General features: G+C 60.2%; 22 protein-coding genes. 6 read left to right on the top strand and 16 right to left on the bottom strand.

Translation table 11 applies throughout. The annotated features are described in order from the left end of the window. Position 1: 1 nt before the first annotated feature. Both V0R37_RS08785 and V0R37_RS08780 read right to left on the bottom strand, forming a co-directional pair. The gene (locus tag V0R37_RS08785) at positions 2 to 1564 is read right to left on the bottom strand and encodes an alkaline phosphatase family protein (protein WP_420374172.1); all 1563 of its coding nucleotides are present in this window, start codon (positions 1562 to 1564) and stop codon (positions 2 to 4) included. Positions 1565 to 1584: 20 nt separating this feature from the next. Next, the gene (locus V0R37_RS08780) at positions 1585 to 2568 is read right to left on the bottom strand and encodes a tripartite tricarboxylate transporter substrate-binding protein (protein ID WP_420374171.1); all 984 of its coding nucleotides are present in this window, start codon (positions 2566 to 2568) and stop codon (positions 1585 to 1587) included. Positions 2569 to 2675: 107 nt separating this feature from the next. Between V0R37_RS08780 and V0R37_RS08775 the strand changes: the two genes are divergently transcribed. Further along, positions 2676 to 3236, top strand: a complete 561-nt coding sequence (locus V0R37_RS08775; RefSeq protein WP_420374170.1) for a MarR family winged helix-turn-helix transcriptional regulator — start codon at positions 2676 to 2678, stop codon at positions 3234 to 3236. Here V0R37_RS08775 and V0R37_RS08770 read toward each other — a convergent pair. The 4 genes from V0R37_RS08770 to V0R37_RS08755 form a co-directional block, all read right to left on the bottom strand. Continuing rightward, positions 3233 to 3433, bottom strand: coding sequence for a hypothetical protein (locus tag V0R37_RS08770; protein WP_420374169.1), 201 nt, complete (start codon positions 3431 to 3433; stop codon positions 3233 to 3235). The two genes, V0R37_RS08775 and V0R37_RS08770, sit on opposite strands and share 4 nt — an antisense overlap. A gap of 95 nt (positions 3434 to 3528) precedes the next feature. Continuing rightward, positions 3529 to 3897, bottom strand: coding sequence for a translation initiation factor Sui1 (locus V0R37_RS08765; protein WP_420374168.1), 369 nt, complete (start codon positions 3895 to 3897; stop codon positions 3529 to 3531). Positions 3898 to 3973: 76 nt separating this feature from the next. Then, positions 3974 to 4888, bottom strand: coding sequence for a spermidine synthase (locus V0R37_RS08760; RefSeq protein ID WP_420374167.1), 915 nt, complete (start codon positions 4886 to 4888; stop codon positions 3974 to 3976). A 22-nt stretch (positions 4889 to 4910) separates the two neighbouring features. After that, the gene (locus V0R37_RS08755) at positions 4911 to 5795 is read right to left on the bottom strand and encodes a LysR family transcriptional regulator (RefSeq protein WP_420374166.1); all 885 of its coding nucleotides are present in this window, start codon (positions 5793 to 5795) and stop codon (positions 4911 to 4913) included. A 200-nt stretch (positions 5796 to 5995) separates the two neighbouring features. Between V0R37_RS08755 and V0R37_RS08750 the strand changes: the two genes are divergently transcribed. Both V0R37_RS08750 and V0R37_RS08745 read left to right on the top strand, forming a co-directional pair. Next, entirely contained in the window at positions 5996 to 6988 is a 993-nt protein-coding gene (locus V0R37_RS08750) for a Bug family tripartite tricarboxylate transporter substrate binding protein (RefSeq protein ID WP_420374165.1), read from the top strand. A 5-nt stretch (positions 6989 to 6993) separates the two neighbouring features. Next, positions 6994 to 8265, top strand: coding sequence for a hypothetical protein (locus V0R37_RS08745; protein WP_420374164.1), 1272 nt, complete (start codon positions 6994 to 6996; stop codon positions 8263 to 8265). Between the two features lie 30 nt (positions 8266 to 8295). Here the strand turns inward: V0R37_RS08745 and V0R37_RS08740 are convergent, their stop codons facing one another. The 6 genes from V0R37_RS08740 to V0R37_RS08715 all read right to left on the bottom strand — a co-directional run bounded on the left by V0R37_RS08740 (position 8296) and on the right by V0R37_RS08715 (position 13656). Further along, the gene (locus V0R37_RS08740) at positions 8296 to 8955 is read right to left on the bottom strand and encodes a thiopurine S-methyltransferase (RefSeq protein WP_420374163.1); all 660 of its coding nucleotides are present in this window, start codon (positions 8953 to 8955) and stop codon (positions 8296 to 8298) included. A 38-nt stretch (positions 8956 to 8993) separates the two neighbouring features. Continuing rightward, the gene (locus tag V0R37_RS08735) at positions 8994 to 9746 is read right to left on the bottom strand and encodes a flagellar brake protein (RefSeq protein ID WP_420374162.1); all 753 of its coding nucleotides are present in this window, start codon (positions 9744 to 9746) and stop codon (positions 8994 to 8996) included. 98 nt (positions 9747 to 9844) lie between these two features. Then, the gene (lhpI, locus tag V0R37_RS08730) at positions 9845 to 10777 is read right to left on the bottom strand and encodes a bifunctional Delta(1)-pyrroline-2-carboxylate/Delta(1)-piperideine-2-carboxylate reductase (protein WP_420374161.1); all 933 of its coding nucleotides are present in this window, start codon (positions 10775 to 10777) and stop codon (positions 9845 to 9847) included. Between the two features lie 10 nt (positions 10778 to 10787). Further along, positions 10788 to 12224, bottom strand: coding sequence for an NAD(P)(+) transhydrogenase (Re/Si-specific) subunit beta (locus V0R37_RS08725; RefSeq protein ID WP_420374160.1), 1437 nt, complete (start codon positions 12222 to 12224; stop codon positions 10788 to 10790). Beyond that, positions 12221 to 12538, bottom strand: coding sequence for an NAD(P) transhydrogenase subunit alpha part 2 (locus V0R37_RS08720; protein WP_420374159.1), 318 nt, complete (start codon positions 12536 to 12538; stop codon positions 12221 to 12223). The genes V0R37_RS08725 and V0R37_RS08720 overlap by 4 nt, the downstream gene beginning before the upstream one ends. Beyond that, positions 12538 to 13656 (bottom strand): Re/Si-specific NAD(P)(+) transhydrogenase subunit alpha, encoded by a 1119-nt coding sequence (locus tag V0R37_RS08715; protein ID WP_420374158.1) that lies wholly within the window; start codon positions 13654 to 13656, stop codon positions 12538 to 12540. The genes V0R37_RS08720 and V0R37_RS08715 overlap by 1 nt, the downstream gene beginning before the upstream one ends. Positions 13657 to 13783: 127 nt before the next feature. Between V0R37_RS08715 and V0R37_RS08710 the strand changes: the two genes are divergently transcribed. Continuing rightward, positions 13784 to 14197 (top strand): YidB family protein, encoded by a 414-nt coding sequence (locus V0R37_RS08710; protein ID WP_420374157.1) that lies wholly within the window; start codon positions 13784 to 13786, stop codon positions 14195 to 14197. 73 nt (positions 14198 to 14270) lie between these two features. On the opposite strand, the gene V0R37_RS08705 is transcribed toward V0R37_RS08710, so the two are convergent. Next, positions 14271 to 15548: a bifunctional O-acetylhomoserine aminocarboxypropyltransferase/cysteine synthase gene (locus V0R37_RS08705; protein ID WP_420374156.1), complete on the bottom strand. Its 1278-nt coding sequence runs from the start codon at positions 15546 to 15548 to the stop codon at positions 14271 to 14273. A 264-nt stretch (positions 15549 to 15812) separates the two neighbouring features. On the opposite strand from V0R37_RS08705, the gene V0R37_RS08700 reads away from it, so the two are divergent. Next, positions 15813 to 18410: an AsmA family protein gene (locus V0R37_RS08700; RefSeq protein WP_420374155.1), complete on the top strand. Its 2598-nt coding sequence runs from the start codon at positions 15813 to 15815 to the stop codon at positions 18408 to 18410. Continuing rightward, complete coding sequence (locus tag V0R37_RS08695; RefSeq protein ID WP_420374154.1) at positions 18407 to 18796, top strand: MOSC N-terminal beta barrel domain-containing protein; 390 nt, start codon at positions 18407 to 18409, stop codon at positions 18794 to 18796. The genes V0R37_RS08700 and V0R37_RS08695 overlap by 4 nt, the downstream gene beginning before the upstream one ends. A 33-nt stretch (positions 18797 to 18829) precedes the next feature. On the opposite strand, the gene V0R37_RS08690 is transcribed toward V0R37_RS08695, so the two are convergent. The 3 genes from V0R37_RS08690 to rsmD all read right to left on the bottom strand — a co-directional run bounded on the left by V0R37_RS08690 (position 18830) and on the right by rsmD (position 20378). Beyond that, a complete protein-coding gene (locus V0R37_RS08690; protein WP_420374153.1) occupies positions 18830 to 19081 on the bottom strand; it encodes a YfhL family 4Fe-4S dicluster ferredoxin in 252 nt (83 codons plus the stop codon). 111 nt (positions 19082 to 19192) lie between these two features. Then, positions 19193 to 19702 carry a pantetheine-phosphate adenylyltransferase gene (coaD, locus tag V0R37_RS08685; protein WP_420374152.1) on the bottom strand — a complete coding sequence of 170 codons (510 nt, stop codon included), beginning with the start codon at positions 19700 to 19702 and terminating at the stop codon, positions 19193 to 19195. 85 nt (positions 19703 to 19787) lie between these two features. Continuing rightward, a complete protein-coding gene (gene rsmD, locus V0R37_RS08680; RefSeq protein ID WP_420374151.1) occupies positions 19788 to 20378 on the bottom strand; it encodes a 16S rRNA (guanine(966)-N(2))-methyltransferase RsmD in 591 nt (196 codons plus the stop codon). Positions 20379 to 20554 lie beyond the last annotated feature (176 nt).

Below are 20554 nucleotides of genomic sequence, written 5' to 3'. Positions count from 1 at the left end.
ATCACCACTGGCCAAAAAACACGCCTGCTTTCTTATAGGCGTTGGTTCCTTTCTCGACGGCTTCGCAACTGACCGTCGTGCGCCGCTTCAAGCCGGCGAACCAGGCCAGCAGGCGTCCGCGGCATTCGGCCCGAACCTGGGCATAGGCGGGATCCTGGCCCAGGTCGTGGAATTGGTCGGGGTCCGCGTGCAGGTCGTAAAGTTGCTCGGGCTCATCCATCCAGTACACATAGCGCCACCGGTCTGTACGGACGGACCAGGCGCGGGCATTTTGCGGCGTTTTTTCGACCAGCAGCCTCGAGAGCCGATAGCTGTAATCCAGCTCGGAAAAAACGCAATCACGCCATTCGACCGGGTGACCATGCAAGACGGGAAGCAGGTTGCGTCCCTCCAGGCGATGCATGGGCAGGGGCAGCCCCAGCCAGGCCAGGATGGTGGGCAGCACGTCCACCGACTCCACCATTCTTGACTCTGTCTTTCCTCGGGTCCCGTCCGCCGCCGCGGATGGATCGACCACGATCATCGGCACGCGCTGCACGGTGTCGTAGAACAGCTCTTTCTCGCCCAGCCAATGATCTCCCAGGAAGTCCCCGTGATCGGCCGTGAAGATGATGAGCGTATTTTCCATGAGGCCCGTGCGTTCCATGTGCTCGAACAGCCGGCCCAGATGATCGTCCAGCTGCGTGATCAGACCCTGGTAGGCGGGACGCACCGTGCGTATGCATTCGTCCATGGAAAAGCTGATGCTTTCCTCGTGCTGGCGATAGGCCGCCAGTACGGGATGCGCATTGCCCCGTTCGGCTTCGTTGCGCACCACGGGCAGGCACTGGTCCGGGCTGTACATGTTGTGGTAGGGATCGGGCGCAATGTAGGGCCAGTGGGGTTTTACGTAGCTCAAGTGCATGACCCAGGGCTGGTCGCCTTGCTGCTGCATGAAGCGTAGGGCCTGGTCCGTCATGTAGGCGGTCTCGGAGTGCTCGTCCTGAACCAGGGATGGGTAGCGCGCATTTCGCATGTGCCAGCCGCTGACAGTCTTGCCGTCGGGGCCCTTCGCGGAAATAACGAAATCCGTCCAGGGATCGTCCGACACATAGCCGTGGCGGCGCAGGTAGGCCGGGTAGCCGCTTTCTTTGCCGGGTTCATGGTGGCCGTCGTAGCGATCGATTTCCTCGAAGCCGCCTGTGCTTAGCAGGCGGCCCAGTTCGCTGCCGCCGTCCAGCGCCAGGCGCTCCAGCCCGGCATGGTCCACCATGACGTGGGTCTTGCCGGCCAGCACCAGCTTGCGGCCGCTTTCACGCAGGTATTCGCCCAGCGTTACCTCGCCCACGGACAAAGGCACGCGGTTCCAGGTCGCCCCATGCGTGGAGGGGTAGCGGCCGGTGTAGTAGCTCATGCGCGATGGCCCGCACACGCCGGAGTTCACGAAAGCGCGATCGAACCGTACGCCTCGCTTGGCAAGCGCGTCGATATTCGGCGTGCGTATATGCGGGTGCCCATAGCATGCCAAGTGGTCGGCGCGCAACTGGTCCGCCATGATGAAAAGAACATTCCTGGGTTGGCTCATCGGTGTTGCCTGCTGTGTATCTATTTGGTGACGACGAAACCCGATGCCTTGACGACGGGCGCCCACTGCGCGCGGAACGCCTCCACCAGCTTGCCGGTTTCCCGCGCATTGGCGGATACCGGAATCAGGTCGTTCTCTTGCAGCGTCTTACGTACGGCCGGGTCCGCCGTTACCGACTTGACGACCTCGCCCAGCATGGCTGCCTTGTCCTTGGGCATGGAGGACGAGGCAAAAAAGGTGTTCCAGCCCGCGGCCTGAAGGTCGACACCGGCTTGCTTGAATGTGGGTACGTCCGGCAAGGCCGCTTCGCGCTCTTGACCCGACGTGGCCAGTATGCGGATGCGCTTGCCCTGATGCTGGCGGGTCAAAACGTCCAGCGTGTCGATGGCTAACGGAACAGCGCCGCCGATCAGGTCGGTGATGACCGGCGCCGAGCCCCGATAGCCGATGATCTGGCCTTCGGCTCCGATCTGCTTGGAAAGCATCAGGCCAAAGAAGTGCGGAAGGCTGCCTGTTGCGGGAACGCCGATGTTGAACTTGTCCGGATTGGACTTGGCCCATTCCACCAGCCCTTTCATGTCTTTGATCGGGCTGTCCGCCGAGACGGCGACGCCAAAGCCATATTCCGTCACCATGGAGACGGGCTGGAAGTCCTTTACGGCATCGTAGGCCAGGCTTTCGAATACCAAGGGCGCCACCACCATGACCGCCGGGTTGCCAAGCAGCAGTATATTTTCATTTGGTCCCGCATTCTTGACATGCTGCGCGGCAATGCGGCCGCCCGCGCCCGTCTTGTTCTCGACGACAACCGGTACGCCCAGCTTGGCCTGCAAGCTGGTGGCCACGATGCGCGCGGCGCGATCGGTGGCCCCGCCCGGCGCATAGCCGACGACTATGGTCAGGGGGGAGGTTAATTTAGCGGCATTGTCCTGTGCGGCGCCGGCGGTGCATGCCGCAAACAGGATGCAAGGCAGCAGGACGGTTCGAAATGCGTTCTTGATCATGGTTGGTCTCCTCGGACTTGATATGTCTTAATATTGGATGGCAGCTTACCAAGCTGGGTATTAATTGTTCTAATCAAGTATCCGACAGTCAGGGAAAGTTCCGATCCATGGGCATCAAAACGACGGATTCCATACAGGGATCGGCCCGCGCGGCCGATGTGCCGGGCCGCCTGCCTACGCTGGGTGACATGATGATGTTCAGGCTGTACCGCGCATGGTCGGCGGGCAATCCCATTTTCACGCGTTTATGCGAGGGCCGCTTCAATATCACCCGACGCGAGTGGCGCTTGCTGGCGATCGCGGTCCAGTACGACAGCCTGACCTCCACCCAACTGGCCCAGGCGGCTGCCCTGGACGCGCCGCGCACCTCGCGCGCGGTGGGCTCGCTTTACGGTAAAGGATTGCTGGCGCGCAGCCGCGACCCGGGTGATGCCAGGACGGTGCATATATCCGTCACTCGGCAGGGCGTGGATATGTATCGGGAAATCATGCCGGTGGTGGCATCGCTGAATGATGTCATCTTCCAGGACCTGGATGCGAATGAGCTGCAGGCGCTGGGGTCCATGCTGGATCGCATCGTGCGCCGGGCCGGCCAGATGATGGAAGACGATCTGGTCAAGGAAAGGCCGCACAGAAGCCGGCCAGGAAAGGCCGGTTCTCCGATTTAATTAAGCGCTTCCTTGGCGGCCTCTTCAGGGGTCAAGCCGTTATAAAACAGGTCGGTAAACCACTCGGCCTCTTCTTCGATGTACTCTTGCGCCTGACGTTGTGTCGAACCGGCGGCCACCAGCAATCCCTCGACTTCGATACACCATTCAATCAGTGCGACTTCGTCCGGGTCGGCGGCGCCTTTCTTCTTTCCCATGCTTCTTCCTTTAGTCCGGCTTTCGCCAATTCGGCATGAACGGCTTGTTTCAAGCGTAGCACCGTTCAAGCACCAAGTGATACTCAATATGCGGGCTAACCTCCCGCGCGTTTGACGACCCAGCGCAGCGCCAGTTTCGGGATCACGGCATCGCGATGATCGCCTTGAATTTCGATAATGCCTTCTTTGACGGTACCGCCCGAACCGCAAGCCGCTTTAAGCTGTTTTGCCAGTTCGGACAAGGCCGCGGCTTCCAGCGGAATGCCCTTGATGACAGTCACACCCTTGCCGCGTCGCCCTTTGGTTTCAAGCGAGACGCGCACGATACCATCAGAGGGCGAAAGATTCTTGGCGGCCCGGCATGTACAGGCCGCTATCGGGTTTTGACATGCGGGGCACATACGGCCCGACTCCGTCGAATAGACCAGGGTACTGCCGCCGAGCCGATTTCCTTGTTTTGCCATCCGTATGCACCCTCGGGAGCGGTGATGAATAAACAGCAAGTGTATGCGAGGCTTATGGGCGGCGGCTTAGGCCTGCTCAGTCGGCGTCCGTCAGGACGGCCGCATTCTCGTTCCAGTCGGGTTTGCGCGAGAACCGCTGTAGCGCCTGCCGCAGGTCTATTCCAAACGGCGCCAATGTGTCGGCAAGGGCCGTCGCATTGCGTTCAAGCGTCTCGTCATCGGGCAGCTTGCCGCGGGCGGCGATGATCACACGGTTTCCAGCGCGCAGATTGAAAAAGTCGCCGAAGACGTCGGCGTAAGTGGCTGATTCCTGGTCGTACATATGGCTGTTGGTGAAGGTATTGGCCACCAATACCCCGTTGGGCGACAGGATCGCGTATACATGCTGAAGGAACTCGCGGGTGAGCAGGTGGGGTGGAATGTAGTCCACATCGAACGCATCCAGCATCACCATGTCGTACTGCCGGCCTTCGGCTCGCGCGCGTTCCACAAACGCGCGGCCGTCCTCCAAAAACAGCCGCTGTCGCGGACCCTGCTTGTATCCGAAGTAGCGTTCGGCCACTCGGGCAACGCTAGGGTCGATTTCGACGGTGTCTATAACGGCATCAGGCAGTATCTTTTCCAAGGCTAGCGGTATGGTTGCCCCTCCCAAGCCGACAATCAGGACATTTTCGGGCTTGGGGTTCAGGAAAAGCGCGCTGGCCATCATGCGTGTGTAGGCAAACACCATTTTGTCCGGCTCGTCCAGATCGAAGCAGGTTTGCCGTCCGCCGCCTTTTGTTTCACTGAAGTTCAGGCACCGCTCGCCATATTCTTCTATTACAAGCACTGGTGAGAACTGCGAGGGCTCGGTATGGATAATGCGGGGAGCTGAAGCCGTATATAACGAATAGGTGGCCAGCGCGGCCGCGCAAGCCGCAAGGGCCAGGCCCAGCACGGCGGTGTAGCGAGAGCGGCGGCCTCTGGGCCTGGCGGAATCGGATTGTTTCATCGGCGTCGGCCCCCTGACTTGGCTAAAGTTGCGACCGGACCACATCCGCAAACACCTTGGCCAGCCGGGATGGAGCCCGCTGCGGCGGATAGGCCAGGTACATGTCGACTGGGATGCGCGGAAAGAACGGGAGTATCGTCAGCTTCTCGGCAAACACATCGGCGACATACTCGTTGACGATGCCGACGCCATCGGTGCGCATAGTCATCGAGCATATGGTCGAGGAATAAGTGGTTTCTATCTTACCGGACGGCGCGATCTGGTGCCTGGACATCAACTCGTCCAGTGAAACAGCCAGCTCGTCGTTTGCATTCAAGGACAACAGCAGGATGCCCTGCAAGTCTCGCACGTGGATTTTCTTCCTGTCCGCCAGCGCATGGCCAGGGCGGATGACGCATACGGCATCGCTTTGGTGGATTCTTTCCTCATGGAACGACATGGCGTCGAAAGCGGCCGTGCTCAATACCAGGTCGAACAGGCCGTGCTGCAGTCCATCGCGCAGATAGTGGCTGCCCAGGGTCTGTATATTTACCTGGACGTCGGGATGTTCCGCCGAAAACGCGGCAATGGCCGCGGGCACCACCCCCAGACCCAGCGACGGCGTGCAGGCGATGCGCAGAATGCCGCTGCCTGACCGGCGCATGGCATCGACTCGCGCCTCTATGCTTTCCAGTCCCAGGAAATGGCGCTGTATGGTGTCGAACAACTCGGTGGCTTCCGCCGTTGGCCTCAGCCTGCCGTGCTGCATGTCGAACAGCGCGATGCCGGTGGCCGACTGGATTTGGCCGATCAGCCGGCTGACGGATGGTTGCGTGGTATGCAGCATGCGCGCCGCGCTGGTCGTGGTGCCCGTGAGCATGACGGCGCGGAATGCTTCGATCTGGCGAAAATTAAGAGGACGGCTCATGGTGGTCTGGGTGGAGCTGGAAGCCTGTGCAGGCAAGGCTGCAATAAGGTTGACATGGCAATGCTATACCAATTTTGCATAGATGGTGGGCAAAATAGCATTTTCATGAATTGGGTATGATCTTTACACTTTTGTTGAATCCGGCGGCATGTTGGCCTGATGACGCAGCTTCTTCTTAAGTAATCGTGAAAGGTAATCCGATGAAATTATTTTCGACATGGGCCAAAGCGGCCAGCCAGGCAGTTCTTGCGGCTTCCATTTGCGCGCTTGCGCCAGTTTCCAATGCGCAGGAAGACTATCCGACAAAGCCGATCCGTATCGTCGTTCCCTTTTCGGCCGGTGGCAGCTCCGACATCCAGGGGCGCCTTATCGCCGACTACCTGGGCAAGCTTTACGGCAAGTCCGTTGTGGTCGAGAACAGGCCCGGCGCGGGCGGACACATAGGCGGCCGCCTGGTATCTGATTCCGGTCCCGATGGCTATACCCTGCTGCTGGGATCGATAGGCCTGCACGCGACCTATGGCGTGTATCCCGCCTTGAACTACAAGCCAGGCGAAGACCTGAAGCCCATCACCATCGTGGCTCAGATGCCTCATGTGGTGGTCGCCACGCCCAGCCTGCCCGCCAATACGCTGGCCGAGCTGACCGCGCTTGCCAAAGAAAAGCCCGACTCGATTTATTTCGGTTCCGCCGGGGTGGGTTCTTCCGTGCACATGATAGGCGAGCTCTACAAGATGGAATCGGGCGCGCCCATCACGCATATTCCGTACAAGGGCAGTTCGGCCGCCCTGAATGACCTGATGGGCGAGCAGATCCACCTGTTGTTCGAGAACATCCCGACGGTGATCTCGTATGTGCAGACGGGCAAGCTCAAGGCGCTTGCCATTACCGGCGATAAGCGCGCTCCCCAGCTTCCGAATGTGCCGACAGCCAAAGAGGCGGGTCTGCCGGGACTGGAGGTCATGTCGTTCACCACGCTGGTAGCCAGCAAGGATGTGCCCGACGCATTGGTCGAAAAAATCAATAAGGACATACAGAAGATCTATGCCAATCCCGACTTCCGCAAGGGGCTGGAGAACCTGGGCATGACTCCCGTGGGTAATTCACCGTCCGAAGCCCGGGCCTATATCAATAAAGAGAAGGCTCGCTGGGACAAAGTCATCAATACCGCCAAGATCACCGTAGGTTCCTAAGACGTATGACCGTTGCACTCTATCCCCCTTGCCGTCGATTCGGCGGCAAGGACAAGCATCATTTTTTCGGTTACTACAACAAATCCACCTGGGACCGCGACAACCGGCGGGTGCTGGCCCTTCAGGTGCCCGTTATGGATGCCCGCCTGCATCCGGAGCTTGAAGCCGAGGTCGGTTATTTCGATACGGCGCAGGGCGATGCATTCCATGTCGTGGATACCACCTGCGCCTGGAACTGGCAAATGGGTGCGCAGTTGCAATGGGTGGATGGCATCTCGGATTCGAAGGTCATATATAACGTCCGCAGCGATAGCAAGGATGCAGTCTATGCCGGCTTCGGCAGCCGGATACGCGACATTCATTCCGGCCATGTCCGCCAGCTGCCCTTGCCGATCTATGTCGTGGCGCCCAATGGCGAATACGCGCTAAGCGTGGACTACCGCCGTCTTTACATTACGCACGAGACGATAGGCTACAGCGAGTATGGCGGCCCGTTCGACGTCGACCTGTGCCCCGCCGACGACGGCATCCGCGTCATGGATCTGGACACCGGCGAGCATCGCATGCTGGTAAGCTACGACGCGCTGAAGCAATTCCATCACCGCGCATCGATGGACAAGGCGATTCATTGGGTCAGCCATATCGAGATCAATCCGGCATCTTCACGCATACTATTCCTGCATCGCTGGACCGAGCGTGTCGAGGACGAGACCTGCTTCCTGCATCGGCTGATCACGATCAGTCCGGACGGCTCCGATATCCGCCTGCTGGAATGCTCCGATCATCCTTTGCCGCAATTGGCTGACGATTTTGACCCGGCCTCCGTCGGTACCTTCGACTACGAAAAGTCGGAATACCAGATATCGCATCCGCTCTGGTGCGACGATGAGCGCATCATTGTGTGGGGGCCGCATGCCGGCTCCATACACTACCATCTGTACCAGGATCGCGATGACGCCGCGGTGCGGGTGATAGGCGAGGGGATACTGACCGAAAACGGGCATATGAGCTTTTCGCCCACCGACAAACGCTGGCTGCTAAGCGATACGTATCCGGATTCGACTACCCATGAGCGCATTCTTTTTCTTTTCAATGTGGTCGACAACAGGAAGATCGATCTGGGCAGTTTCTATGCCGATCCGGACCTGAAGAAGGAAAACCGCTGCGATCTGCATCCGCGCTGGAACCGCGATGGAACCCGCGTATGCATCGACTCCGTCCACGAGAACGAGCGGCAGATGTACGAGATAGACGTGTCGGCGATCGTTGCCGGCTGATAGACCGATTGAGCGCGAAGCCAGGGCTTGCTAAGGCTTGGCGCTCAATCGATAAACGGCAGTGTCCAGGCGGGTCAGCCCGCGCGCGGCGAACTTGGGCTCTTTGTCCAGTATGCCGCGCCTATCGATGATTTGGGCGCGGGAATGAGCCGCGTACAGCGATTGGACTTCGGTATCGTCAAGCGAAAAGGGCGGGCCGTCCATTTGGTCTTGCGGATAATCCAGGGTCAACAGCAGCCCGCGGTATTGCCTGGAGAGCTGTCCATACACATGGTCGACATAGCCTGCGCGCATGGGCCTGGGCAGGGCGACCAGGGCGGCGCGGTCGTAGACAGCCGTGCAGGCGGCCAGGCTGGCCGCATCCATGGCGAAAATGTCTCCGCATATGATTTCGATGTTTCCGGCGGTGTAATGCCGCCCGGCGTGGGATTCATGCGTGCCTGGATTCAATCCGTTTTCTGAAAAGAATTGCTCCACCGCCAGAGGAGACAATTCCACCCCGAGTACCTGATGGCCCTGTTCGGCCAGCCAGATCATATCCAGCGTTTTGCCGCACAAGGGCACAAGCACACGGCTGCCGGCGTCCAGATCCAGCGCGGGCCAATATTTTTGCAGCAAGGGAGTGATGCGGCTTTGGTGGAAGTGCGTCTGGCCCTCGCGCCAGCGCTCCAGCCAGAAATCGGCTTTCATTTACGGATATTGCCAATGGCCTGAACTGGCGGGCCGCATCAATCGAAGCCCCGGCGTTTGGCGTTGATGGCCCGTTCCAGCGAACTGATATAGTTTTGCACCTGGATTTCGGTGGAGTTGTGCAGGTCGACAAACTTGCAGCCCACGTGGCGGCTTTCCTGCTCGAAGGGCAGGGCTTCGCTCATGAAGCGCATGACCTGCAGCTTGACGGACAGCGTACCGGTGCCGGGAAGATCGAGCTGGCACGAAGAATACAGGGTGCCGGCGGAGGAGCCCAATTGCCGTTGATTGTCGACCACCGAGACGCCCCCGGTGCTGATGTCTTTGACTTGCAGCGAGATGGTGCCGGCGCCTCCCGGCAGGGTGATTCGGCAAGTGGCCGGATCCGTGACGGGAACATCCAGGCGGTAGGATTCGCGGCGCTGTATGCGTGTAAGCGATTTGGGCAGGCTAAGGCGCAGGGCGGGGCGGTTGTCGTGCTCGCAGGGCGCGACCTGTTGAGACGAAAACAGGATGCGCGCGGTATCGAGCGTGATCTCGTAAGAGACGTCTTCGTTCTCGTGGAAGTTTTTTAGCTCGCCTTCGGGGGAATCGTCCAGGATGATCGCGTGGTTTTCAGGATCGACGTCGAGAATGGTTGCGGAGACGGCCACGGCGCGTTGCTGAATATAGATTTTCATCAACGATTTTTTTTCTTCAACGGAACGCAAAAGCTTGGCGATTTCGAGCCGCGAAGCGGCGGCTTGGGTATCGTCTTCTGTGTGGGGGATTGCGTAGGTTGCGATAGGCATGGGCGGGTGTGCTCGGGATTAAACGATGAACAAGTGCACGAAATGACTCTTGTTCCCAAGTCTACCCCGTTTGTTGTGCTTTTTCTATGACAATTACCCTAGTTGACGAGTTGTAAGTATTCTTTTTTTTGCAGGGCGCATCTGGCCGCCGCCAGATCCCATGCGGCGCATCCGACAGTCTTGAAAACAATGGGTTTTTCCAGCGGGGCGCCTTGGCTTAATGCCGTGGCCAGGGACCCGACCCGGCTCCAGTCGAGGTTCGCCTGAATAAGATCGCCGGCTTCGTGGCGGGCGCCGGCCGGATCATCGACATACACCTGGCTGTGGTGCAGGGTATCCGGCGCGATCTCGGCCAGTTCGGGCTTGAACGCGCCGACTCCGATGAGCAGCCGTCCCGCCTGGGCTGGCTGCGCATAGACGGGCACGGCGCTTGTGGTCAGGGTGATGACGACGTCGGCATCGGCTGGTACCGAGTCCGCCGCTGCAAGCATCAGGTCCAGGCTTCGATGCGCCTTCACGAAGGCCTGTGCATTGGCCAGGCTGCTGCCGATGATCACGGTGCGCAAGCCGGGATAAAGGGCCGCCAGGGCTTGGGCGTGGCCGGCCGATTGCGTTCCGCTGCCCATCAGCGCGACACACCGGGGCGCACGGGCCAGGAAGGTACGGATGCCCAGCATGGATACCGCGGCGGTGCGCCGCGCCGTCACGGTGGGACCGTCCAGCACGGCAAGTGCCTGCCCAGTACGGCTGTTGTAGACCGATACCACGCCGTTGATGGTGGGCAGGCCCAGCGCCTTGTTGCCGGGAACCACGTTGACCAGCTTGTGTATGCCGATGTCCTGCGCCGTGGCCGGCATGGACAGCATCACGCCGCCTTGCGGGAAAGGAACGACCTGCCGTTCCGGCGCATGTATGCCGCCCGCCGCATAGTCGGCCGCCGCTTTGGCCAGGGCGTCGACCATATCGGCAAAGTCGAGCAGCCTGGCCGTTTGCGCGGCATCGAAGACGGAAAGCGGCTTGGCGGTGCTCATGGTCCAGGCTTTACTCGACCGCTTTGACCATGTCTTCGATGACTTTCTTGGCATCGCCGAAGACCATCATGGTTTTATCCATATAGAACAATTCATTGTCCAGGCCGGCATAGCCCGCCGCCATCGAGCGTTTGTTGACGATGACGGTGCGCGCCTTGTAGGCCTCGAGAATGGGCATGCCGGCTATCGGCGATTGCGGATCGTTCTTGGCGGCCGGGTTCACCACGTCGTTGGCGCCCAGTACCAGCACCACGTCGGTTTGCGCGAACTCGCTGTTGATGTCGTCCATTTCGAAAACCTGGTCGTAGGGGACTTCGGCTTCAGCCAGCAGGACGTTCATATGGCCGGGCATGCGGCCCGCCACGGGATGGATGGCGTATTTGACCGTGACGCCCTTTTCGGTCAGTTTTTCGGCCAGTTCCTTAAGAGCATGCTGGGCGCGGGCCACGGCCAGACCGTAGCCCGGCACGATCGTGACCGATTCGGCATTGCTCATGAGGAAGGCGGCGTCGTCGGGACTGCCCGACTTGACGTTGCGCTGCACCTGGTCCCCGGTTGCGGCGGCGCCCGGCTCGGCGCCGAAGCCGCCCAGGATCACGTTGAAGAAGGACCGGTTCATGGCCTTGCACATGATGTAGGACAGGATGGCGCCCGACGAGCCCACCAGCGAACCGGCAATGATGAGCATGGGGTTGTTCAGTGAAAAGCCGATGCCCGCCGCCGCCCAGCCGGAGTAGCTGTTGAGCATGGACACCACCACCGGCATATCGGCGCCGCCGATGGGAATGATGATGAGCACGCCCAGCACGAAGGCCAGGACGGTCATGATGATGAAGGGCAGCCATTCCTGGGTCGCCATGAACCACAGGCCGCAGGCCAGCATGGCCAGCGCCAGTACCAGGTTGACCATGTGCTGGCCGGAAAACACCACGGGGGCGCCCTGGAACAGCCGGAATTTATATTTGCCCGACAGCTTGCCAAAGGCGATGACCGAACCCGAAAAGGTGATGGCGCCAACGAAGGTGCCGATGAAAAGCTCCAGGCGATTGCCCACCGGGATGGGGCCGCCGGCCGCGGTGATGCCGAAGGCGTGGGGCTCGGCCACGATGGCAATGGCAATGGCGACCGCGGCCAGGCCTATCATGCTGTGCATGAAGGCGACCAGTTCGGGCATTTTCGTCATTTCGACGCGCTTGGCCATTACCGTGCCTACGCTTCCGCCAACCAGCAAGCCCAGCAACACCCAGCCCAGGCCGATGCCGGCCGTGCCGTCGGCGGCCAGGCTGACGATGAGCGCGGCGGTGGTCAGCACGGCAATGGCCATGCCGATCATGCCGAATGCATTGCCGCGCCGCGAGGTGGTGGGGTGCGACAAGCCTTTTAGCGCCTGGATGAAACATACCGAGGCGACAAGATAAAACAGCGTAACCAGATCGGTGGATATCATGCCTGGCCTCCGGCGCGGGGTTTCTTATCTTTTTTCTTGAACATTTCCAGCATGCGCCGGGTAACCAAAAAACCGCCGAAGACATTGACGGCGGCCAGCGCCACGGCGAATACGCCCATATAGCGCGCCAGGCTGCTCTCGGTCAGCGCGGCGGCCAGCATGGCGCCCACGATGACAATGGCCGAGATGGCGTTGGTGACCGCCATAAGAGGCGTATGCAGGGCGGGGGTCACGTTCCACACCACATGGAAGCCGACGTAGACCGCCAGCACGAAAATAATGAAGTTGATCAGGGTAGGGCTGACTGCGTCCATCAGGCGCTCCTTAAGACCTTGCCGTCCTTGCACATCAGGCAGGCGGTAATGATTTCGTCGTCATGCTGGATGGCCAGTTGACCCTCGGGGTCGGTGACCAGTTTCATGAAGTCCAGAATATTGCGGGCGTAAAGCGCCGAGGCATCGTGCGGCACTTGCGCCGCCAGATTGCTGTAGCCGATAAGCGCGACCCCGTGTTTTTCCACGATCTTGTCTTTTTCGGACAGAGGGCAATTGCCGCCACGCTCGACCGCCAGGTCGACAATGACGGAGCCCGGCTTCATGCCCTGGACGGTTTCCGCGCTGATCAGCTCGGGCGCGGGCCGCCCGGGAATGAGCGCCGTGCTGATGACGATGTCGGCCTGCTTGCAACGTTCGGCCACCAGGGCTGCCTGACGCGCCATCCATGCTGGCGGCATGGGCCGCGCATAGCCGCCCACGCCTTGGGCGATCTCGCGCTCTTCATCGGTTTCGAAGGGAACGTCGATGAACTTGGCGCCCAGCGATTCGATTTGTTCCTTGGCGGCGGGGCGGACATCGGAGGCCTCGACCACGGCGCCCAGGCGCTTGGCGGTGGCGATGGCCTGCAAGCCGGCGACGCCGGCGCCCAGGACTACGGCGCGCGCGGCCTTCAACGTGCCGGCGGCCGTCATCATCATGGGGAAAAGGCGGCCGTATTGGTTGGCGGCCAGCAGTACCGCTTTGTAGCCGGCGAGGTTGGCCTGGGACGAAAGGACGTCCAGGCTTTGCGCGCGGGTGATGCGCGGAGCGGCTTCCAGGGCGAAGGCGGTCAGCCCGGCCTGGGCAAGCTCGGCCAGGCCGGCGGCGTTGAAGGGATCGAGCATGCCGATGAGCACGGCCTGCGCCTTCATGTGCTGGCGTTCCTGCGCGTTGGGCGACCGTACCTTCAGGACAATGTCGGCGCTCAAGGCCTGCGGGCCATCGGCCAATTGGGCACCCGCTTGCGCGTAGGCGTCGTCGGGGAAATGGGCGCGCTCTCCGGCACCCCTTTCGACAATGACGGTGTGTTTGGCCGCCACATATTTCTTGACCGTTTCAGGCGTCGCGGCCACCCGCGTTTCGCCCTCCGCGCTTTCACGGGGAATTCCTATGATCATAAAGCTTCTCCACCACCGGTTTATTTTTGCTGGGAACAACTATACCCGAAGTCATGACAGTTATTTGCAGTCCGTCCGCCCAAAATCCATTAGACTTGAGGCGCTGTCCGGTTTTACGAGGTGATACATGGGACTTTTGGATTCGATAGTTTCTGCCGTAGGTGCGCAGAATCCCCAGGCTGCCGAACAGGCGGCCTTGCTGCCTGCTCTTATTGAGCAGGTAAAGGCGTACCCGGGCGGCCTGCCCGGGCTGATCGAGCAATTTCAGCAGGGCGGCTTGGGCGATGTGATTGCTTCGTGGATAAGCAGTCGGCAGAACCTGCCCGTTACGCCTGGGCAATTGGGTCCGGTGCTTGGCGACGACCTCGTCGGCAAGCTGGCGCAAGGTTCAGGTCTGGATGCGGCATCGGTGCTCAGCAATCTTAGCGTCATGCTGCCCAGCCTGGTGGATCAGGCCACGCCCAACGGTCAGGCCAGCGTCGATGCCGGCCTGGACGGTTCCCTGTTGAGCTCCTTGTCGAGCATGCTGGGCAGGCGTTAGGGCCGATTCCCGGCCTGACCGGGCCGGGCCGGGACCCCGCGACGGCGCTCTGTCGAACGCCGTCCCTTTTCCTTTATGCCTTGCTGGCTTCAAGGGCCTGGGCGAGGTCGGCCAGGATGTCGTCGATATGTTCCAGGCCTATCGACAGCCTTACCATGTCTTCGCCGACGCCGGCCGAGGCGAGCTCTTCGGGGCTTAGCTGGCGATGCGTCGTGGACGCGGGGTGGCAGGCAAGCGACTTGGCGTCGCCGATGTTCACCAGCCTAAGGATAAGCTGTAGCGCGTCGATGAAGCGTGCGCCGGCCGCGCTGCCGCCCTTTATGCCGAAGGACAGGATGCTGGCCGGCTTGCCGCCCAGGTATTTTTGGGCCAGCGCGTGTTCAGGGTGGTCGGGCAAGCCAGCGTACTGCACCCACGATACTTGTTCATGCCCTTTCAGGTACTGGGCCACCGTCAAGGCGTTTTCGGTGTGGCGCTCCATGCGCAGCGGCAGCGTTTCGATGCCTTGCAGGACCAGGAAGGCGTTGAAGGGCGATAGAGCCGCCCCGGTATTGCGCAGCGGCACCACGCGGCAGCGGCCGATGAATGCGGCGGGCCCGAATGCCTCGGTATAGACCACGCCGTGATAGGAAGGATCGGGCTCGTTGAGCATGGGGAAACGCTTTTTATGCTCCGTCCATGGAAACTTGCCGGAATCGACCACGGCGCCGGCGATGGTCGTGCCATGTCCACCCATGTATTTGGTCAGCGCATGCACGATAATGTCGGCGCCGTGCTCGAAGGGACGGCATAGCGCTGGCGACGCCACGGTATTGTCTACAATAAGGGGGACGCCGTGACGGTGGGCCGCATCCGCGATGGCCTGGATGTCCACGACGTTGCCCGCCGGATTGCCTATGGTTTCGCAGAACACCGCCTTGGTGTTTTCGTCGATCAGGGCCTCCAGCGCGGCCACGTCGTCGTGGGGCGCGAACTTTACCGTGATGCCCTGACGTGGAAAGGTATGCGCAAAAAGGTTGTAGGTGCCGCCGTACAGCTTGGCGACTGACACGATATTGTCGCCGGCCTGCGCAATGGTCTGGATGGCGTAGGTGATCGCCGCCATTCCCGAAGCGACGGCCAGGGAGGCAATCCCGCCTTCCAGGGCGGCGACGCGTTCCTCGAGCACCGCGTTGGTCGGGTTCATGATGCGGGTGTAGATATTGCCCGCCACCTTCAAGTCGAACAGGTCGGCGCCGTGCTGGGTACTATCGAATGCGTACGACGTGGTCTGGTAAATGGGCACCGCCACGGATTTGGTGGTGGGGTCGGGCTGGTAGCCCGCATGAATGGCCAATGTCTCGAATTTCATGTGTGTCGCCGTGTAAGTTGTTTTAGGGAATAGGGGTAAAGAGGGATACATTGCGGCAAGGTGGTGCGCCGCCGTCGGGCGTTTGCCCGATTCCATCATCGGGCATAGTAATAAAATGTGGACACGTATGCCACCCTTTGCGTTTTATTAGCTTATGCGTCCGGCCGCCCTGGCTTTGCCTGAACACAAGATGCTACATGGGTTAGCATTCTACGTAACGCTGTGAGCAACACGGGGGCTCTCCCGTGGTTTTTGAGGCCGTAAATGAAAGTTTGGTTGAAACGGGTACTGATCAGTCTCGTGGTCGTGGTTATTGTTGCGTTGGTGGGCATCGCCATTTTTCTCCTGACGTTCGATCCGAACGCTTATAAAAGCAAGCTCGAGGAAATTGTCTATAACCGATATCAGCGCACCCTGGCCATCGATGGCGATATCCAGCTATCGCTTTTTCCGCGCATAGGCTTGTCCGTCCAGGACGTCTCGCTATCGAACAGGAATAGCACGGAGACGTTTGCGTCTGTAGATAGCGCGCGTTTCGCGGTCGCTATCTGGCCGCTGATGTTCAATCGCCTGGTCGTCGACCACGTGGCGGTAACTGGCTTCAAAGCGTGGATAACGCGCGATGGCGACGGCGATTTCAATTTTCATGACCTGATCCAGCGTTCCGCGGCGCTCGGCCCCGCCAGCCCCATGCTGGCCTTGCCCATGGGGGCGGCGCACGCGGCCGAACCGCCGGCCGCTGCGGCGCCGGTCGCTTACACCGTGGGCGCCGCTTCGGGCGCCGATTTCCAGATAGATATCGCCGGCCTGGACTTGAAGAACGGCGAAATCCACCTGTACGATCAAGTTACCGGGTCGATCGGCCGCATCGTGAAGCTTGATGTCAACACCGGCCGCATGACGTTCGACCAGGCATTCGATGTCGCCCTGAAAGGCAAGCTTATCGGCGAGTTTCCGTTGGCCGATGCGAATGTCGATGGGCAGGCGCTCATCAAGTTCAACCCCGAGCAGCAGACCTATTCCGCCCAGAAGCTGAATCTGGTGGTGGCCGGCAAGCTGGGGCCTTTGCAGGCCAAGGCGGTCACCTTGCGCGGGAACCTGGCATACAGCGCTTATTCGGAAATGTTCAGCGCAAGCGGCGTGGAGCTGGTGGTGCAGGGCGATGTCGATGGTCCGAATCCCATCAAGGGCCTGGACAGCAGCCTGACGGTGCCGCAGTTGAAGGTGGATCGCAGCCAGGCCGAATTCCAGGTCGAGAAACTGGCCTATCGCGCCAAGGGCACCCAGCCTCATCAGTCTTTCGATATCGCGTTCGACGCGCCCCGGCTGGCGGTATCGCCCGAAGCCGCCAAAGGCGAGCCGGTGTCCGGCACCATCAAGCTCAGCAATCAGCAGAACGTGCTGGGTGTTGCGTTGGGCATGAGCGGCCTGGGCGGCAACGCAAGAAATTTGACCTTGAAGGAACTCAAGATCGATGGCGGTCTCAAGGAAGGCGACCGTCTTGTGCAGTTGAAGATGACGTCGCCCGCCAATTGGGATGTTTTTGAGGAAAAAGGCGGTTTGTCGGCCATGAAGGGAGACGTCCGGATCGAGGACGCCGCATTGCCGGGCGGAAGTTTCGAGTTTCCTTTTATAGGCAGCCTGCAGGCCGACCTGATCAAAGACGAGCTGGTCAGCGAGATCAATGCGGTGCTTAGCGGCAGCAAGCTGGACTTCAAGGTCAAGGCGACCCAATTGAAGAGCCCCAAGGTGACATTTGGGCTGGCTGCCGACAAGCTCGATTTCAATACGCTGTTCCCGCCCGTATCGCCCAAGGAAGCCCCGGCCAAGGCGGCTAAAGAGGGCGATAAACCCGCTGAAGCCGCGCCGGCTCCGGCTCCGAAACCGGCCGCTCAGGCCGCTTCGACGGCGCTGGATCTTTCTTTCCTGGATTCTGTCGACCTGACCGGAACGATCGCCATTGGCGATCTCAAGATAAAAGAAGTCAAGGCCGCGAAATTCGCCGCGTCGTTGCGGGCCGCCGAAGGCAAGCTTGCCGTCAATGGCATCAAGGCGGACCTGTATGGCGGCAAGCTTGCAGGCACGCTAAAAGCCGATTCCTCCAATTCGCTGGCGCTGGACATGGCGCTTGACAATGTGGCCCTGGAGCCGCTGCTGCGCGATTTCGCGAAGGAGGGGCGCATACTGGGCCAGGGATCCCTGAAGTTCAACCTGAATAGCCAGGGCCAGACCACGGCGGCGCTGGAAGCCGGCCTGAGCGGAACGGTCCAGGCTCGCGTCAGGAATGGCGCCATCAAGGGTATCAATGTGGCGCAGACGCTGCGTGAAGCCAACGAGGCCGTGCGCAATGTCTTCAGCGGCCAGCTACCCGATGTCGCCTCGCAGTTCGATGCGGCGCGGCAGACGGATTTCACCTCGCTGGATGCGGATATCGATTTCGATCATGGTCAGGGAACCGTCAAGAAGCTTAGCCTTGCGGCGCCTTTGCTGCGTATTTCGCAAGGAACGCCCGCGTCGGTCGATCTGGTCAATGACCAACTCGATATGGTGATGAATGTCAGGGTGGTGAACACCAAGACGGGGCAGAACGGAAAAGACCTGTCCGAGCTGCAAGGCGTTGCGGTTCCCATCCGCGTGTCAGGCCCCTTCGACAAGCTGGGGTATCAAGTGCAATGGAAGGAGATCGGCAGCAAGGCTGTCAAGGAAGCCGTGAAAGGCGGCCTTATCGATCTGCTGTCCAATCAGGCAGCCAAGCCCGCTGAGGGCGGAGCGCCGGCCGGCGCGGGCCAGGCGGCCCCCAAGAAACCGGTCGATCCGGTCAAGAGCATCGGCGACGCATTAAAAGGATTACTCGGACAATGACGACCCCGCTTTATTTCCCTATTGCCGGCTGCGGCGGGCTGGGCAACCCCGATGCGGCGCCTTACAACAAGCGCTGGCTGGTCATTGACGAAGCCGGTGCATGGCTGACGCCCAGCCATTGCGAAAAATTGGCCGACATCAAGGTGGATGTCAACCTGGGCTACCTGGTCATGAAGGCGCCCGGCATGCTGCGGCTGGATATTCCCCTGGATGTCATCGAGGACGACGATAGCGTGCGGCGGCAGGCCAGCATAGGAAGCCAGAGCATCGATGTCGTGGACGAAGGCGAGCTTGCCGCCGCCTGGTTTGCCAAGTTCCTGGGCCAGCCGTGCCGATTGGTGAAAATACACCCGGACGCGGGACGGGTGCTTTGGCCCGAGCTTTGACCGCTTCGGGACGCCGCCCTTATACCCTTATATCTAGGTGGTGGCGGTAAGCTGCTGGTATTTGGCCAGCAGGGTATCGTTATCTTCGGGGCAATCCAGGTCGAACACAATGCATTCGACGGGACATACGACCTGGCATTGGGGCTCGTCGAAATGCCCCACGCATTCGGTACATCGCGAAGGTTCGATTTCGTAGATTTCCACGCCCATCGAAATTGCGTTATTGGGACATTGCGGCTCGCAAACATCGCAATTGATGCATTCGTCGGTAATGCGCAGCGCCATGATTATTTCCTGCAAATACAAACTGACATAGAGACAGGCCGCCGTGCTAGGGTCGGGCCTTCCCTAGTGTAAGGCAGTTCGCCCGGCGGCAGGCGATTACCCCTGCCGGCCTTATTCCTGTTCCTGCTCTTGCTCTTCGCGGCGCGCCTTGGCTTTGCTGTGCAGCCATCGCTCGACCGAAGGGAAGACGAATTTACTGACGTCGCCGCCCAGAATGGCGATCTCGCGGACGATGGTGCCGGAAATGAACTGATACTGATCGGACGGCGTCATGAACAGGGTTTCGACTTCGGGCAGCAGATGGCGATTCATGCCGGCCATCTGGAACTCGTACTCGAAATCGGACACGGCGCGCAGGCCCCGGACGATCACGCGGCCATTCTGCTCGCGGACGAAGTCTTTGAGCAATCCCGCAAAGCTCTTGACTTCGACATTTGGATAGTGGCCCAGCACCTCTTGTGCGATTTCGACCCTTTCCTTCACCGAAAAAAACGGCTTCTTGGCCTGGCTGTGGGCCACGCCCACGACGACGTGGTCAAACAGGCCGGCAGCGCGACGCACCAGGTCTTCGTGACCGCGGGTAAGGGGGTCGAACGTTCCGGGGTAGACTGCAGTAATCATGCAAATTCCGAATTTTGAAAAAGATGTGCGCCGGAATGGCAGGGCCGAATTCAGGGAATCCGGCCGATTGAATCAGATCTGTTTTTCAACTTATTGCGGGATTATTGACTGTTTTTTGCGTTGCAGCAAATCGAAGCAGGTGGAAATGCACATGGCCTGCCTTCGACTGGCGTAGAAGCTGGAAGCCGCCGGGCGGCTCCAGCGCGGCTTCAGATTCAATATACAGCAAGCCGTCGGGCCTGAGAACAGCCGGAAGCCGCGCCCAGATGCGGTCCAGCCATCCTTGCTCGAAGGGCGGGTCCAGCATGATCAGGTCGAAGGGGGCACTATCCAGGCGGTCCAGGACGACAAGGGCGTCGCCCGCGTGGATGCGTACGTTTTCCGCCTTCAGGCGCGCCTTGAGAGCTCGCAATGCGGCCACCGCGGCTGGGTTGATTTCCACCATTTGCACATGCCCGGCGCCGCGCGACGCCGCTTCGAATCCCAGCGCACCCGTTCCCGCGAACAAATCCAGAATGCGTTTGTCCGCATATTCGCCGCCCCAGAAGTGATGCAGCCAATTGAACAGTGTTTCCCGCACGCGATCGGGAGTCGGGCGCAGGCCGGCGGCATCCACCACGGGAATGGGCGTCTTGCGGTAATCACCGCCTACAATACGTACTACATGCTTCTTCATGCGCGGTCAGGGATCGTCGAGTTTTGAATTAAAACTATTCAGGTAGTGTAAAACGTATGTTCAGTATTTTTAAAAGAAAGAAGCCGGATCCCCATGAAAGCAAGGGGCAGGCGCCCGTCCCGGCGGAGGATCAGGATGCCGGCGCCGGGCTGGCGGATGCGTTCCTGGACACCGAT

The sequence above is a fragment of the Pollutimonas rozaliensis genome (assembly GCF_048751585.1).
GTDB lineage: Bacteria > Pseudomonadota > Gammaproteobacteria > Burkholderiales > Burkholderiaceae_B.
The sequence above is the reverse complement of the archived record's forward strand: the minus strand, read 5'-3'. Positions and strand labels throughout refer to the sequence as shown.